General features: G+C 62.3%; 10 protein-coding genes and 4 tRNA genes. 10 read left to right on the plus strand and 4 right to left on the minus strand.

The genetic code is table 11. From position 1 onward, the window contains the following. Positions 1–125: 125 nt before the first annotated feature. From BN3789_RS11445 to BN3789_RS11460, 4 genes are all read left to right on the plus strand, one after another. On the plus strand, positions 126–1,820 hold the full coding sequence (locus BN3789_RS11445; protein WP_079989307.1) for an ABC transporter substrate-binding protein: 1,695 nt from the start codon (positions 126–128) through the stop codon (positions 1,818–1,820). Positions 1,821–1,960: 140 nt separating this feature from the next. Beyond that, positions 1,961–2,050 (plus strand) — tRNA-Leu (locus BN3789_RS11450). A 111-nt stretch (positions 2,051–2,161) separates the two neighbouring features. Beyond that, positions 2,162–4,516: a SpoIIE family protein phosphatase gene (locus BN3789_RS11455; protein WP_066834495.1), complete on the plus strand. Its 2,355-nt coding sequence runs from the start codon at positions 2,162–2,164 to the stop codon at positions 4,514–4,516. A gap of 432 nt (positions 4,517–4,948) precedes the next feature. Next, positions 4,949–5,686: an anti-sigma factor antagonist gene (locus BN3789_RS11460; RefSeq protein WP_066834497.1), complete on the plus strand. Its 738-nt coding sequence runs from the start codon at positions 4,949–4,951 to the stop codon at positions 5,684–5,686. A 172-nt stretch (positions 5,687–5,858) separates the two neighbouring features. On the opposite strand, the gene BN3789_RS11465 is transcribed toward BN3789_RS11460, so the two are convergent. Together BN3789_RS11465 and BN3789_RS11470 are read right to left on the minus strand one after the other, a co-directional pair. After that, positions 5,859–5,932: transfer RNA gene (locus BN3789_RS11465), tRNA-Cys, on the minus strand. 47 nt (positions 5,933–5,979) lie between these two features. Next, positions 5,980–6,055 (minus strand) — tRNA-Gly (locus BN3789_RS11470). 126 nt (positions 6,056–6,181) lie between these two features. Here BN3789_RS11470 and BN3789_RS11475 point away from each other — a divergent pair. The 3 genes from BN3789_RS11475 to BN3789_RS11485 all read left to right on the plus strand — a co-directional run bounded on the left by BN3789_RS11475 (position 6,182) and on the right by BN3789_RS11485 (position 8,703). Next, positions 6,182–7,105 (plus strand): putative ABC transporter permease, encoded by a 924-nt coding sequence (locus BN3789_RS11475; protein WP_066834500.1) that lies wholly within the window; start codon positions 6,182–6,184, stop codon positions 7,103–7,105. 170 nt (positions 7,106–7,275) lie between these two features. After that, positions 7,276–7,350: transfer RNA gene (locus BN3789_RS11480), tRNA-Val, on the plus strand. A gap of 621 nt (positions 7,351–7,971) precedes the next feature. Next, positions 7,972–8,703: an SHOCT domain-containing protein gene (locus BN3789_RS11485; protein ID WP_066834502.1), complete on the plus strand. Its 732-nt coding sequence runs from the start codon at positions 7,972–7,974 to the stop codon at positions 8,701–8,703. 262 nt (positions 8,704–8,965) lie between these two features. Here the strand turns inward: BN3789_RS11485 and BN3789_RS11490 are convergent, their stop codons facing one another. Together BN3789_RS11490 and BN3789_RS11495 are read right to left on the minus strand one after the other, a co-directional pair. Then, positions 8,966–9,217, minus strand: a complete 252-nt coding sequence (locus BN3789_RS11490) for an IS3 family transposase (RefSeq protein ID WP_066834504.1) — start codon at positions 9,215–9,217, stop codon at positions 8,966–8,968. Between the two features lie 59 nt (positions 9,218–9,276). Then, the gene (locus tag BN3789_RS11495) at positions 9,277–9,564 is read right to left on the minus strand and encodes a transposase (protein WP_066834506.1); all 288 of its coding nucleotides are present in this window, start codon (positions 9,562–9,564) and stop codon (positions 9,277–9,279) included. A 50-nt stretch (positions 9,565–9,614) separates the two neighbouring features. On the opposite strand from BN3789_RS11495, the gene BN3789_RS11500 reads away from it, so the two are divergent. The 3 genes from BN3789_RS11500 to BN3789_RS11510 all read left to right on the plus strand — a co-directional run bounded on the left by BN3789_RS11500 (position 9,615) and on the right by BN3789_RS11510 (position 13,443). Beyond that, a complete protein-coding gene (locus tag BN3789_RS11500; protein WP_147569726.1) occupies positions 9,615–10,019 on the plus strand; it encodes a hypothetical protein in 405 nt (134 codons plus the stop codon). 115 nt (positions 10,020–10,134) lie between these two features. Continuing rightward, entirely contained in the window at positions 10,135–10,320 is a 186-nt protein-coding gene (locus tag BN3789_RS11505; protein WP_066834509.1) for a type II toxin-antitoxin system RelB/DinJ family antitoxin, read from the plus strand. Next, complete coding sequence (locus tag BN3789_RS11510) at positions 10,321–13,443, plus strand: N-6 DNA methylase (RefSeq protein WP_066834512.1); 3,123 nt, start codon at positions 10,321–10,323, stop codon at positions 13,441–13,443. Positions 13,444–13,506: the final 63 nt, after the last annotated feature.

Consider the following 13,506-nt stretch of genomic DNA (forward strand, 5'->3'; position numbering starts at 1 on the left):
TTTTTGTTGGCGGTCGCCGCGGGGCGCCATCTTGTGCGCGTGGGCCGAGCAGCCCGATGATAGGGGGTTCGGTGGAGGTGCGCGCGAATTGCTACAATGTCCAAAACCTTGAGTGAGGAGCCTCTATGCGATCGGATATTCGTGTGATGAGCCGTCGGGATCTGCTGCGCGCGACTATGGCCGCGGCGGGCGCTCTGGCGCTTGCGGGGTGCACGGATCTGAGGGGCGGGGAAGGGTCCGCTGAGCTCGAGGGCGGCGACCCGCGCGAGGGTGCCATCGCCGTCTCGTCGGTCAAGCCGCTGTGCATCGACCCGTTCAACGCCGTCGACGAGGCGGGCGCCCAGATCTGCTTCCAGCTGTTCGACCCGCTCATGCGCTACGACTACGAATACGGCGTGCTCACCTGCCTTGCCGCCGAGAGCTACACGGCATCCGAGGACCAGCGCGAATTCACCTTCACTATCCGCGAGGCCTATTTCCATAACGGCGAGGCGGTCCGCGCGCAGGATTTCAAGCGCGGATGGGAGCGCATCGCCAATCCGTCGAGCGCCGCCGCGGGGGTGCTGGGCGCCTCGAACGTCTCCTTCTTGCTCTCGCTCGTCGAGGGCTATCAGGACCTGCGCGAGGGGCGCGCGAGCGAGCTGTCGGGCATCGCCTGCCCCGATGACCGCACGCTTGTGGTCCGCCTGTCGTCTGCCTATGCCGACTTCCCCTATGTGTGCGCGCACCACTGCCTGGTGCCCGTGCCGGACGATGCCGACGCGGACGCCGAGGCGTTCTCGCGCATGCCGGTGGGCAACGGTCCCTACAAGATGACCGAGGCGTGGGACGGCCAGTCCGCGCAGATTGAGTTGTCCCGTTTTCTCGACTACGCGGGCACCGTCACGACGATCGACACGGTTCGCTTCACGTTCTACGACAGCGTGGACGACGCGTACCGTGCCTACGAGGCCGGTGACGCCACGCTGGCGCCGTGCCCGATCGAGAGCGTCGACGCCAACGCGGCGAGCTGGAAGTCCTCCGACGACGAGCGCCTGAGGATCACGTCGGGACGCCGCTGCGTGCTCGGCGTGTCGCCGGTCGTGTCGTATCTGGTCTGCAACACCTCGGTCGCCCCGCTGGACGATGTGCGCTTCCGCCGTGCGATCTCGCTCGCCATCGACCGCGACGGCATCTCCAAGCGCGTCTACCGCGATGCGCGGATGCCTGCCGACGGCATCGTCGCGCCCGTGGTCCCCGGATACCGCGAGGGCGCCTGGCCGTACTGCATCCATGACAACGACGCGGCCGAGGAGCTGCTCGACGAGCTGTACCCGGCGGGTGCGGGCGGCGCGCGCGACGTCACGCTGACGATCACCTACGGCGAGGATAGCGGGCAGAGAAACGCCATGGAGCAGATCGCCGAGAGCCTTTCTGCGGTGGGTATCGCCTGCGAGCTCGAGGAGCTGCCCTTCGAGGACCTCTACGTCCGCTACCGCTCCGGCTCGTTCATGCTGGGGCGCTACGACTGGTCGTGCGATTTCGCCAGCATGGACAACGTGCTGTACCCGCTGTTCCATTCGGCGTCGCTCAGCGCGTACAACTTCTCCCGCTATGCGAACGAGCAGGTGGACACCTGCATCAACGAGGCGCGGTCGACGGGAAGCGAGGGGGAGCGCACGAGCAGGCTGCAGGAGGCGGAGGATATCGTCGCGCAGGACTGCCCGGTCATCCCGTATCTGTTCGGCAGCTATGCCTATGTGGGCAACCAGCGCATCGAGCAGCTCCATATCGATGCCGACGGCTTCGCCCATCTGGGGGAGGCGGAGCTTGCGGACTGATGGGGTCCTGCGTCTTGGACGCAGGAAATAGCCTGTGACCTGCGGAACTGTACGGCTCGTGCAATCATTTCCAAATTTCTCAAAAAAGTACTTGCGCGCGCGGGAGACTTTGGGTTAATATCTTTCTCGCTGAAAGGCAAGTCGGAGTGGCGGAATTGGCAGACGCGCTAGCTTGAGGTGCTAGTGACCATTTCTCGGTCTTGCGGGTTCAAGTCCCGCCTCCGACACCATCGAGTGTCAAGCCTCCTTCGGGAGGCTTTTTTGTTACCGATCGACCAAGTCGACTATACTGCGATACAAGTTCTGGGCGGCGCTTCGCGTCCGCCGGATCGGAGGTGCGCATGGAATCCATGGTCGGTGAGGAGTTTGCCGAACTCGCCCGTCTGGTCGAGTTGACCAGCGACGCGGTGGCGCTCTGCAGTCTCGACGGAACCGTGCTCCACGTGAACGAGCAGATGAGCGCGCTGGTGATCGAGGAGCGCGAGGGCATCGTCGGTCAAGACATCAAGGACCTGCTCTACAGCAACCTGTTTGAGCGCGCGGGCGGCCACAGGCTGCCGTTCTCGCTCGACGGCGAGGACAACACGTGCATGCTCAAGCTGCTCGACGGCTCGTTCATCCCCGTCCGCGTCCGCGCCTCCGAAGTGTCGCCGCGCTCGCTCGGCATGGGCGGCATGCTTGCGCATCGCGTGCTCGTGGTCATCAGGAGCCTCGAGGAGCAGTATTCCCACGACCGGCAGACCCAGCGGCTCTTCTCGGAGCTCCAGGCGGTCAACAGACGGCTTTCGGGCACGCTGTCGGTCATCATGACGGCCGCCGGCTCCAAGGACCTTCCCTCGCTTCTGGACGCGGTGCTGAACAAGATCGTCGAGACGCTCGACGCGGACGGCTCGTCGATCTACTTCTCGGAGAGCGGCGGGTTCAAGCTGCGCGGCATCAGCTACGGGCTGGCGCGCGACTACGTGCCCGAGTTCATCCCGTACGGCGCGGGCATCCCCACCTACGTTCTGCATGAGCAGCGCCCCTGCAACCTCACCATCGCGCCGGCCGCCTACGGCCAGGGCATCGAGTCGAGCATCTTCTACGACATCGATACGCACGTGAGCACGAAGCTGCGCGTGGAGAACGTGCCGCCGTACCGGACGCTCATCGCGGTTCCGGTGTTTTTCGGCACGCAGGTCCTGGGCATCCTGGAGCTCGGCTGGAAGCGCCCGCGCCGCCCACGCTCGCTCGACGCCCGCGTGCTCGAGGTCATCTGCGACTACCTGTCGATCGAGCTCGTCAGCCTCGTGAGCAGCCTGCGCGCCCAGCGCACCGAGGAGCTCACGCGCTCGCTCAACCGCATGCGCGAGTTCATCTTCGGGCAGGACGGCGACCATGCGTCCGTCTGGCGTGCCGTCTCGGAAGAGGTGCACCGCGTGCTGCAGTGCAGGACCTGCGCGGTGCCGTACGACCATGAGCGCGGCTGCTACTACATCGACTTCGAGGGCGGCAGCCGCGTGTGCCTGCCCGGTTCGATCGAGGAGATGTTCTTCTCCACGACCACCCCCGCCGCGCGCATGGACCCGGCGGCGCGCATGTCGTTCATGCGCGAGCAGAGCGCCTGGTCGACCTCGCCCGAGGACCTCAAGACCGTGCGGCTGGTGCGCGTGGACCAGACGACCTGGGCGGGGGAGTGGCTGGCGTCGCGGGGCCTGCCCAGCCAGGGCGTGTTCTTCGACCTGCGCGAGAGCCTGCCGCCCGGCGTGGTGGACAGCGAGGGCAACGAGATCCATGAGGAGGCGGGCTACGCAGACGGCGTGCCGCTCATGATGCTGCTTTTGCGCGACAGCACGCAGGAGCCGATCGACGACATCGAATACGACTACCTCGTGCGTCTGGCGCACGATATCGAGATCATGACGCACGGCCTGCGCCAGACGAACTCCGAGCGCCGCATCGCCCAGACGCTGCAGGTCGGCATGCGCAACAGCCTGGGCCAGGTGCCGGGCATCACGGCCGATTCGCTCTACTCGTCCGCCACCCGCCAGGCTCTCGTGGGCGGCGACTTCTACACGCTCATCCGCCTGCCGGACGACCGCGCGGTCATGATCCTCGGCGACGTGTCGGGCAAGGGTGTGGAGGCGGCGTCGATGTCAGCGCTCGTCAAGACGGCGCTCACGGCGTACGCGTGGGAGGGGGCCAACCCGCGCGACATGGTCCGGTCGCTCAACAGCATGCTCATGAGCTTCTCGCGCGTGGAGACGTTCGCGACGATGTTCGTGGCCAAGATCGATCTGCGCACCGGCACGGCCGCCTACTGCTCCGCCGGCCATCCGCCGACCGTGCTGATCCATCCCGGTCACCCGGGCGCGCAGGATGCGTCGAATGCGAGCGAGATGGAGCTGCTGTCCGTGCAGTCGGGCGTGGTCGGGGCGTTCGAGAACATGGTGTACGAGGGGGGCGTGTTCTCGTTCTCGCCGGGCGACATCCTGTTCATGTACACCGACGGCGCCATCGAGGCCCGTAGCGCCGACCGCCAGTTCTTCGGGGAGCGCCGCCTGTTCGACGTGCTGCTGCGCGCGTCGGTCAACGGGGTCGAGGGGCTGTGCCAGGAAGTGCTCGCCGAGCTCGACGCGTTCAGCGGATCGGCCCTCGATGACGATATCGCGCTCGTGGCGCTGCGCTTTGACACGGTGGGCGGGACTGACGGCTAGGGGAGCGCCGGCCTCTTTGCCGATGCCGGTCCAGGCCCGGGCGCAGGGCGGCGCGGACGGGACGATCGACGGTACGCTATAGTCACGCCGCCCCGTCGAGAGTACGCCATAGGCACGTTTTCGAGCGAAAAACGTGCCTATGGCGTACTCTCGACGGGGCGGCGTGCCGTATGCGTACGTTCGATGAGGGCGACCGGCGCGGTGCGATCCGAGATGGAATGGTTCGACCGGCGTTTCCAGGGAGCCCGGTCCGTTCATTCATGAATGAGCGGGGGTGTCAGGCAGCGAATCCTGGGCAAACGATAAAACCGGCTCTATTGATTCATGAATGAGCGGGGGTCTGCGCCCAGGGCGACCGCGATGCGCGGACGCCATCGCGCCTTTCGCCTGCGGCGGTGAATAGAGCGCGCCCGTGCGGGGAACCATGACCGTATGAACGAGTGGAACGACATAGCGGTGATCACCCCGACCGGCGATATCGATATCAGCACGGTCGCGTCCCTGCGCGATCAGATCGACGCGCTGGTCGCTTCCGGCGTTCGGCGCATCCTCGTCAACTGCAAGGGCGTGACGTTCATCGATTCCTCGGGGCTTGCGTGCCTGCTGTCCCGCTCACGCAGGCTCGCGCAGATGGGCGGCCTGCTCTCGCTCGTCAACACGTCTCCTGGGGTGACGCGCTCCATGCAGATCGCGCGCCTGATCGACGCGCTGCACGTGACCGCTGCCGCCCGGCCTCCGGTCCCGCTGCTGAAGCCCGGTGTCATGCCCCTGTGGAGCAAAAGCATCTCCATCCAGCGGGGCGTCGAGAACCTCGGGTACTACCGCCATCGCGTATCAGACATGATCTCGGCCCTGCACATGGACGACAGCGACCGTTTTGATGTGGCGCTGGCGGCGGGCGAGGCGCTGTCCAACGCCTATGACCATGCGAACGGGGGCGAGGGGTGCATGATGCTCGTCGCGGCCTATCCCGACCGCGTGGTCGTCGAGGTGCGCGACAGCGGCCAGGGCTTCGAGATCGCGGCGGACGAGGAGCCCGATGAGAGCGAGGAACGCGGGCGGGGCATCAAGCTCATGCGCATGCTTGTCGACAGCGTCGAGGTGAGACGTCGCGAGGACGCGCGAGGCACGCTCGTGCGCCTGATCAAGCTCCTGAAGCCCGCTGCATAGGAAGCCCGCCCGAGCGCCTGCGGACGCCGGCAAGATGGTTCGTATGAACGAAGGGCGTCCTTGGCGAGAGGGGCGCCGAGGCGGCCCAGATGTTCTGCATATAGGACAGCGAGATGGGCCCGAGCTTACGGGCTTACGAAAAAGGGGCCCGCGCGGGGCCCCTGTGACGGTCTGGAGGCGAAGCCCGGATTCGAACCGGGGGTAAAGGCTTTGCAGGCCTCTGCCTTACCACTTGGCCACTTCGCCGTCTATATGAGAAGGGCCGATTTGAAAAACCGGCCCGAATCATGCGATGGAGCGGACAACGGGGCTCGAACCCGCGACCCCAACCTTGGCAAGGTTGTGCTCTACCAACTGAGCCATGTCCGCTTGCGAGAAAGTAATATACGCGAATTCTAAAGACTTCGCAAGGGGAAATCTGAAAAAGTTTTCAACCGGCCGTTTACGCACTACTATGCACTACATTGAGTGTTGGCATCTGAAGGAAAGAGCGTCGTGTTTCGGATCCTCGTCTTTGTCGTCCTCGTTTTCCTGATTGCGCGGGCAATCGGGTGGTTTGTCCAGAAATACCAGGATTCTCACGGATCCGGTCGCCTGTTCAAGCGCATGCTCTCGGACGGCACGATCGACGAGAGCGTCTATGCGGGCGCGTCGTGGCGCGAATCCGAGCGGTTTGGACACCGGCGGCGTCGGGCGGTGCTCGCCAAGGAACAGCGCCGGTTCGTGCGCAACTCGCGTCGGTATCTGCGCAACCAGTATCTCGAGACGTGCACCCCGTCGCTGTACCAATACATCATCATCTTCCTGATCGCCTCGGTTTTAGGGCTCGTGCTGGAGACCATCTACACGTTTGCCGTGTTCGGTATCGTGGAGAGTCGCGTGGGGCTCGTATGGGGCCCCTTTTCGCCCCTGTACGGCTTGGGGGCCGTGCTGCTCACGCTGTGCCTCTGGCAGGTACGCGAGCGGCCCTGGTGGCAGATCTTTCTGATCTCGGCGGCTCTTGGCGGCACGCTCGAGCAGTGCGCCGGTTGGAGCATGGAGCATTTCGCGGACCTGCAGTCGTGGACGTATCTGGGGCTGCCGGACCATATCACCCAGTGGATCGCATGGCGGTTTCTGGCCATGTGGGGCGTGATCGGCCTGGTGTGGTGCAAGGCGATCATGCCCGAGCTGATTTTCCGCATCGGCGAGCCGACGACGCGCCAGCAGCGGATCGTCGTCGGGGCGCTGTCGGTCTTCATGGTGCTGGACATCGTCATGACGCTCGCGTGCTTCTGGCGAGCCGGCCAGCGGCATCGCGACGTGCCGCCGCGCAATCCGTTCGAGGTGTATGTTGACACCCATTTCGACGACGAGTTCATGGAGCGCACGTTCGAGAACATGGAGATCGGAGAGGATCTGCCGATCTCGGATAAGTAGGGGGGCGCGAGAAGTGTGCGCGAAGCGATTCGGGCCAGGGCGAGCCCATGCTTCTGAGCTGGTGTTTTGCGGTCGATCTCGCGCTGGCAAAATTTTTTTGAAAAAGTGCTTTACAGACCCGATGGGCTTCGGTATATTATTCCTCGCGCTGAAGAGCGCACCACCTGAACGGGCGTTTAGCTCAGGGGGAGAGCGCTTCCCTGACACGGAAGAGGTCACAAGTTCAAATCTTGTAACGCCCACCACGAATTCGCAGGCCAGAGGCTATGTCCTCTGGCTTTTTTGCTGTCAGTCCACCGGCAGTCCACCAATATGACTGCGGTTTTCCGATAATCGGCGAACGGTAACGAATTGTGGATCATCTTCACAAATCAAACTCGAACATATTTGGCCATTGGCGACCATTGAGTGGGAATAATACAGGCTAAAACTGTCTTACTTCTCTGGGGCTCCCTGTGGTTTCACGGGGAGCCCCTATTCTCGTGAGTTGGCGCCGGGAGTTGTAAGCCGAGCCAGCATCTGCGTGCTTCTACCTGGTGTTACGTTGCGCATTCTGAGGCGAGCTTGCAAGGATGGTTCCGGCTGAGAGCCTATAAGCGGGGGTTGCGGCCGTGAGCCGCTTCGAGCAAGTCCGTTATGGCAGTTCTGCTTTGGTGCCCATTTTGTACCCATGCGTTGCGAGCGGTACCCAAAGGCTTGTCCTACCCGCTAAACCCGTTATTCTTCGTTGGTCGAGGGTCGCGCTGAAATCGGGAACATCGTTCTTGCCTATGATTATTATGGTCCAGACGAGAGGCCTGAAGCAGAAGATTTGATCCCCGGGAGCTGACGCCATCAGTCGGCGCTCGCAACGAAGGAGATGGGATATGCCACTGAAGCTTGCAACGACGATAGAGATCGCCTCAGATTCTGCCCAGGAGTTCGAAGCCGAGCAGCGGGTGTCCTTCAGACGAGCCGGCGGGATGCTCGCCGCGTATGCGGACGGGCGGGTGATCGGGCGTGTGCCGCCGCGCTTCAACCGGTTCCTTGTCGCCGAGAAGGACGCGGTGGCGAAGGTCGACTCAGTCAAGGGCGATGTCGTGTCGGTGGGCGTTTATCTCCAGGGGCGCGCCTCCATCATGGGGCGCAACGGCGAGCTCGTCCTGAAGGACAGGAGAATCGCCTTCCATCCGTCCGAGGGGACGGGCAGCATCGTCAAGGACGTTGCCGGGGTGCGCGCATCGGTCGTCACGGGCGAGGAGCTCCGCAGCCGGGTCACGGTCACCCGCATGGCGCTCGCCGGCATCTTCGCCTTCGCGCTCAAGAAGCAGGCCGGCGGCGAGCGCTTTCTCGTCGTCGAGGGCCCCGACTTCGCTTGGGCGGTGGAGGTCGACCTCAATCAGGCGAACGAGGCGATTCTGCTCGCCACGGCCATCAACGACGAGGCGAGGTCGGCCGCTCCCGCGGCCCAGGCGGGGCCGGCGCACTTCGCGCAGCCCGCCGCTGCCGGCGGGTCCGACATCATCGACCAGCTGGAGCGCCTTGCGAGCCTGAAGGCCGCCGGCGCGCTCACCGACGAGGAGTTCTCCGCCGCGAAACGGCTGATTCTGGGCCTGTAGCGCGGTGCCCTGCCTGCTCGTGAAGGTGGCGCGGCGTCCCGCTGGGTCTCGCGGCGGAGCTCTTCTGCGCTTCACCGCGACGGACGGAGCCCTTTAATAGCCAATCAGTGTGGCCTCGATCGAGCTGTCGAGGGCGGCTGCTGCTGAGGCAAGCTCGTCGAGGGCGTCTCCCGCCGCGCGCGTTGCCGCGTCTAGCCTCAGGGCGTCTGCCTCGAGCCCGCCCCTGTCTCTTATACACATCTAGATGTGTATAAGAGACAGCCTATATATGGAGCTCCTCCAGCGCGGCTGGCTTACCGGCCGCTACGAGGCGCCTGCGCGACGCGGGCTCGCCGGCCCTCCTGAGCTCGGCGAGGACCTTCGGCGCCCCGTAGATGCCGCGGCCGGCGGCGCATATCTCCGAGATCCTCCCGGCGAGCTCGGCGTCCCTCTCGTCGTGCCCGCTCGGCCGCCTGTTCCTCCACGCGCAGCAGCCCTGGCGGGTGACATGGAGCGCGCGGCACGTCTCGGACACGCTCCGGGCTCCTTCGCTGAGCGATATGAAAGCGAACCTCGCCCTCTCCGCCCGGGCGCCTACAGCCGCCTGCCGGCGAAGAAGGCGCTCGCTTTTAAAAGCACCTCGTTCTCGCGCCTGGGCCGCTCGACCTCCCTGCGCAGGCGCCGGTTCTCCTCGGCCGCCTTGAAGGGGTCGTCCTCGGGCGGCGCCTGGGCGGCGTCGGCCCTCTTGACCCAGTCCGATATGCCGCCGGCGTCGGCTCCGAGCTCCCGCGCGATCTCGGCGTAGGTGCCGCCTCGCTCCCTGTACAGCCTCACCGCCTGCTGCTTGAACTCGGCCGAATATTCGGGCGACGGATGTCCCATCCTATGCCCCCTTTCCCCGTTTACGGCATCATGCCGAAACGGAACTCCGTGTGTCAACGGGAATGGGGCAGATTCAGATTCATGAGGAGCTGCCACAGATGATTGCGTGCTGCACGGTGCTGCCACTCCTCGTTTTCATAGAGAGGGACGACATCGACCTGTTCAGGGCCATCACCTCTGGTGCGGACCTCGACGCGATATATGAGTACGGAAAGCATTACGAGGCCTTCAACGAGAACGTCAAGGACACAATCATGCGGTTACGCCGCAACATGCACGCTGATGACCAGCCCGAATTCACCGACGCTGAATGCAAGGCATACATGCATGACCTCTGCATGGCAATCTACGGAACTCCCGAAGGCCATCCCGAGTACTACGAGGCCAGGGATCGACTTGGCGGGTTCTATTCTCCGAGTTTCGATAGCCGAGTGTACAAGCAGCTCGCATTTTAACGGCCGAGCCATTGATAGCGCTGTAGCCCATTACGGTCCAACCAATACATCTCATTCTGTTGTTTTTCATGGCGTGATGTACAATGTAACTCAAACGTCGATCGAAAGGCGAGCCATGGCTAAGGTTCCGACCACCACGATCAGGATTGACCCAGAAGTAAAAGAGCAGGCCAGCGAGATCTTCGACGAGCTTGGGCTGTCTCTATCGGCAGCGGTAAACATATTCCTACGTGCCGTGGTGAGGCGCAAAGGCATGCCATTTGACGTTGTCATCTTGGATAATGAGGAGGACGGGGAATAGATGTCCAATACTGCAGAAACAGCCTCGATACCGCCGATTGCCGAACTCGTACCGTATGCCTCGAAGATACTCCAGGCGGCTCAGGCATCCCAGAACGAGGAGCAGCTCAAAATCGAGACCGAAGACATCCTAAAGACGCTCTGCTCTGCCTGTGGCATCTTTTGGAACCCGTATACCTACGAGCACTCGTTCCGATCTGGAAGCTACCGCTTGGACGCGGTTCACGGGTCGACCATCATAGAGTACGAACCTCCCAGATCGTTCAATTGCATGGAAGGCGCCCAGCTCCGACATGCGCGCCAGCAGGCAGAAGACTACTGCGGTCTTCTGGCAGAGGAAGAGGGCAGGCGCAATGGCGCCTATTCCCTTGTTGTATGGGATGGAGAGACGATATCGTTTGGCGACGTACGCGACGGCGATTTCTTCTGGGATGATCCCAGGCCATTCGATGCGAGGTGTCTTCACAGGCTGATCATGCTCATTGAGCGGGGTGGCAAGCCGCTCGTCAGTCCAATGACGCTCAAGCAGTTCATCGGTCCGGATACGGAGGTTGGCAAGGACGTCATTCCCTCGCTGTATCAAGCGGTCGTCAATGCGATAAACGATTCTAGGACTACGCGAACGAAGTTGATATTCACGGAGTGGGCCCGCCTCTTCGGCCAGGTAGACGGGATAAGCTCGGAGCGTTTGCAGACGTATCTCTCGGGAGCCTCTGTCATGCACGGGGCCAACTACCAAGAGCATCCCCAGGCATACGTCTTCGCGCTCAACACCTACATCGCAATCGTCGCAAAGGTGTGTGCCGTTCATGCCCTGATGGACGAAGGCGGAAGCTCCATCCAGCCAAACACCTCATCAATCGACTTTCTCAAGGATGTTGAGAGCGACAGGTACTTCAAGCTAAAGGGCATCCAGAACATGCTCACCACGGACTTCTTCTCGTGGTACTTGGGGCCAGACATTGCTGGCACGTTGACAAACGAGCTGCAGGTCCTGCTCGATAACTTAAGCTCGATGGACTTTGACGTGACCAGAAAGAGTCCCGAGTCCGTGATAGACCTGTTCAAGGGGCTCTACATGGAGTTCACGCCCGCACCCATGCGCCACGCCTTGGGCGAGTACTACACTCCGGACTGGCTGGCTGCGCATGTGATTGACATGGCGGGGCGGGACAGGTACGACTCCCTTCTCGACCCCACATGCGGTAGTGGTACGTTTCTTCTTGAGGCCGTGAAGAGGCGGCTTGAGGAGGCCCACCCGAGAAACACCGCCAAAGAGATACTCGAGGGCTTGTACGGCTTTGACCTCAACCCGCTCGCCGTGCTGACGGCACGCGCATCGCTCGTTGTGTTCTTGGCGGGCCACTTCTCTGAGTCCGAGAAGACCCTCCTGCCTGTATTCCTGGCAGACGCCATAAACACGGCAGATCCTGCAGATGGCGTTTTCACGCACAGCATCTTGACGGAAAAGGGCGAGAAGACGTTCGCCATTCCCTACGAGATGGCGGTATCCCCAGACTTCTACGACGTCATGGACCACCTGCGCGTCTGCGTTGATGCGAACGTCGAGGCCGACGACATCAGCGCGGCGCTTGAGGCGATGTCGACGACCGTAAGGTTCCTGGACGAGGACATGAAGAGCGTCCTCAAAGGAACGATAGACAATCTCGTCGAGCTCCACAGGAACCACTGGAACGGCATCTGGTGCTTCATTCTCTTCGACCGGATTAAGGCAGGTTGTGTGCATGACGTCGACTATGTCGTCGGCAACCCGCCCTGGGTCAAGTGGAGCAACCTACCACGCCCGTATGCCGAGTTCATCAAGCCGCTCTGCGAGCGAATGGACATATTCAGCGAGGACAGCTGGGTTGGCGGCATCCAGTCCGACATCTCCACCGTCGTTACGTATCATGCCCTGGAGAGGTTCGTGCGTCCGGGCGGGACGCTCGCATTCCTCATAACGGGAACGGTCTTCAAGAACGAGTCAAGCCAGGGCTTCAGGCGCTGGACGCTTCACCATGGCGACGGAACCACAGAGAGCATGAGCGTCGAGCTCGTCGAGGACTACAAGGCAATCCGCCCGTTCGAAGGCGTCGCGAACTGGCCGTCGCTCCTCGTCATCAGGCGCAATGGCGAAAAGACGGCATATCCCGTCACATATCACGAGTATCTCAAGCCGAAGGGGAAGCCATCGGGAGACGAGCTTCTTTCCAGTCCTGTGCAGAAACAGGCCATGCCTGTTCCCGGCACTGTGGACGGCCCATGGCTCGTGGGTTCAAGTGAGCAACTGCCCGTCTGGTCGCAGATCATGGACGCCTCTTCGTCAGAGAGGGACTATTCCGCGCGTAAAGGTGTCACGACGGATGCAAACGGCATCTACTTCGTAAACGCGCAAGCGTCGAGTGCGCCGGGCATGGTTAGGATATCGAACGATCCGAGTAATGGAAGGCGTAACTTGCCTCGCGTAACTACCGACGTCGAGGACACCTATATCTATCCTCTGCTTCGCGGTCGTGAGGTGTCGAGGTTTAGCGCGTCGCCCTCTCCCGGAAGCTGCGTCGTCGTGCCGCAGACCGGCATGTTCGGAGACGAGCAACTACCCGCAACATCGCCCCAGCTCTTCCAGTTCCTCGCCCGCTTCAAGGACACGCTTGAGACAAGGTCGAGCTACCGTCGCTTCCAGCGGGGCAAGCCGTTCTGGTCCATTTGGACAGTTGGCGAGTACACGTTCGCTCCATACAAGGTGGTTTGGAAGGAGATGTCGGGTTCCAACTTCGTTGCCGCCTATGTTGGCTCTGAGAGAATGCCTGACGGCACAGAGAAGACGGTCGTCCCTGACCATAAGGTCTATTTCATTCCGGTGCAGACCGAACCTGAGGCCGCCTATCTCACCGCATTTCTCAACTCGTCGTCTGTTTCAGGAGCAATCGGGGCGTACGCATCAGCGCTGAGCCTTGGAACGAGCGTCGTCGACTACTTCAAGATTCCCAAATTCGATGCCAACGACGAGCGAATGGCTGAGCTTAGTGAGATGGGGAAGCGTTTTAGCAGTGGTGTTGTGCCGACAGCTGATAACGAGCAGAGGCTGGACGAACTGGTCGCCCGTATCGTGTGTGGAACCTGATTGAGTATATGCGTGCAGGAAAGAGTCTCTTGATTGATGAAATGTCGTAAGGAAGGATTTCAA

Source organism: Collinsella ihumii, assembly GCF_900046475.1.
GTDB lineage: Bacteria > Actinomycetota > Coriobacteriia > Coriobacteriales > Coriobacteriaceae > Collinsella > Collinsella ihumii.